This window comes from Xanthomonas cissicola (genome assembly GCF_008801575.1).
Classification (GTDB): domain Bacteria; phylum Pseudomonadota; class Gammaproteobacteria; order Xanthomonadales; family Xanthomonadaceae; genus Xanthomonas; species Xanthomonas cissicola.
Genome location: NZ_VZPL01000169.1, coordinates 1 through 2,173 on the forward strand (window position 1 = coordinate 1; position 2,173 = coordinate 2,173).

Annotated in this window: 2 protein-coding genes and 1 pseudogene; 1 reads left to right on the forward strand and 2 read right to left on the reverse strand. The window is 55.1% G+C overall.

The window, feature by feature from the left end; translation table 11 throughout:
• Positions 1–752: 752 nt before the first annotated feature.
• Together F7R02_RS25015 and drmC are read right to left on the reverse strand one after the other, a co-directional pair.
• A pseudogene (locus tag F7R02_RS25015) lies at positions 753–1,166 on the reverse strand (integrase core domain-containing protein); the annotation flags it as partial.
• Between the two features lie 386 nt (positions 1,167–1,552).
• Positions 1,553–1,936: a DISARM system phospholipase D-like protein DrmC gene (gene drmC, locus F7R02_RS25020; protein WP_235900992.1), complete on the reverse strand. Its 384-nt coding sequence runs from the start codon at positions 1,934–1,936 to the stop codon at positions 1,553–1,555.
• A 50-nt stretch (positions 1,937–1,986) separates the two neighbouring features.
• Between drmC and F7R02_RS25025 the strand changes: the two genes are divergently transcribed.
• Positions 1,987–2,173, forward strand: a 187-nt coding sequence (locus F7R02_RS25025) for a transposase (protein WP_151210039.1), incomplete at its 3' end; no start/stop codon positions are given.

Here is a 2,173-nt window from a genome sequence, read left to right on the forward strand (position 1 = left end):
ATCTCGCGCCGGGTCTGCTTGCGCTTGCCCAGGCCCTCAGCGTCACCGAACGTCAGCTGCATAGATGATCCTCTACATGATGAGGCGGGTAGTGTCGCGTATCTGTGGTGCGTTGTTCAGAGCTTCCCTAGCGTTATAGCGACAACCGAATCATTGCGATTCCAGCTAGCCTCCATTGCACACAGCCATCAGGTCGATCTGCCATGCAGGCAGACCGCCGGCTAGCGACACCTCGACGGCCCGGCCCCGCAATCAAGACGGCGACTGAGCACGACGGCATGAGCCCAAAACCAAAACACTGCAGGCGGCCTGCCGTTGGACCGCATCGTCATCCCGCCAGGAGGCGTCTGCACGGATGTCTCCTTCCCTGATGCACTCAGCACAGTTGCTGCGACACGCATGACGCGCTCGCTGATCCGCGAATCGCGCAATAGCCACACCATCCGTCCTAGCGCCTGCCACCAGCAAACAAAAAAAGGACCCGAAGGTCCTTTTTTGAAGATGCATTGAACGGCACCTTGAATTTGGAGCGGGAAACGAGTCATGCTTTAGAGCGCTAAGTCGCTGATTCCCAATTACTTTCTTCGCCTCTATGATTAGCGAAGGCCTGAATTCTAGCCTTGTTTTTCGCCCTATGCAACAAAATTCGTCCAAGGGCTTCCATCAAGGTTCAAGGAGTGCCATACACGCCATCGCAACGGACGCAGAGCCCAGGGTAATCCCCCCATTTGTAGCAGTCACCAAAAGTGGAGTTATGCCGCAAGTGCCAACTTTTGCATTGCGGTAATGCCGCCGAGCGCGATGTTCGGGCGCTCGTGGTTGTAGGTCCATAGCCATCGTGTGGCTCTGTCTTGCACCTGCTCAATTGAGTCGAACATGGTTCGGGCCAACCATCCATAGCGTACCGTCCGGTTGTAGCGTTCAACGTAAGCGTTTTGCTGTAGCTTGCCTGGCTGGATGTGCTCAATCCGGATGTCGTGCTGCTCGGCCCAGGTCAGTAGTGCGCCACTGATGTATTGGGGTCCACTGTCGCAACGAATAACGAGCGGCTTGCCGCGCCATTCGATGATCTGCTCCAGCGACCGGATCACCCGGGCCGATGGCAAGGACAAGTCAAACTCGATTCCCAGCCCTTGGCGGTTGAAGTCGTCAATCACGTTGAAAACCGCTCCCCTTTTCTGGTTGAAGGATTCGTCTTTCTGGAAAAACCAGCAACGGCAAGTACTCAGCGGGCATATCCCCACCACTCGATCATCAACACATCGCGTAAGTCCGCGTAAGTCCGCGTAAGTAAAGGGATTAGCTGCGATCAACATGGAGCCTTACCGTCGCCTCTACCCTCAGAACCGCACATCTTTTACTGGCGCAGGGGACGGAGCGATTTGTGGCGCGGCGACGCTTCAGTTGCATTGTCGACCAACACATAGCATACCCAAAGGCACGCTTTCAATCCTGCACCACTTGCAGTAACGCTGGGCGCTTATCATCCGATGCTCCCTAACACATCAGCACTGCATTACCATTAAAAATCTAGCCTGAGAGTGGGACTACTTCATATTGGCGAAACTACTTTCATAGCAACCAGCGATTTCAGATGTTGCCCTAGCAATGTGGGAATATGCCCCCCGGAGATGAGTACGCCCGCTTCCATATTCTTCTCCATCGCATGCCCGGTCAGGTTCGCGCTGGTGATGAAACAAATTTTGCTATCCGCGACCGCAACTTTGGCGTGGACGCGGCCGTCGGAAAACGGGTCGGCCTTGTCGCGCCAAGCATAGAGATTGGCGGCCGGAACCAGCGTCCTCATTTTGCCTATTGCATCGAAAGTGATGCTGCCACCATGATCTTGAGACAACTCGAGCAGCATTGAGATGGCCACACCGCGATAATTTGCCGCGTTTAGCGCCTTGACGATGGTGGACACGTCGTAGGCCACGAAGCTAGGGCCTGTTAACACTAATGGCCCGAGCGATTAAACTATTGGGCATGGAGATCACGCCAGCACAATTTTCTCTGATCGAACACTGCCTGCCGGCGCAGCGCGGCAATGTCAGCATGACCAACCTGCAAGTGGTCAACGCCATCCTTTACGTTGCCGAGCATGGCTGCAAATGGCGCGGCCTACCCAAGCGCTTTGGCAACTGGCATACGGTCTACACACGCATGAACCGTT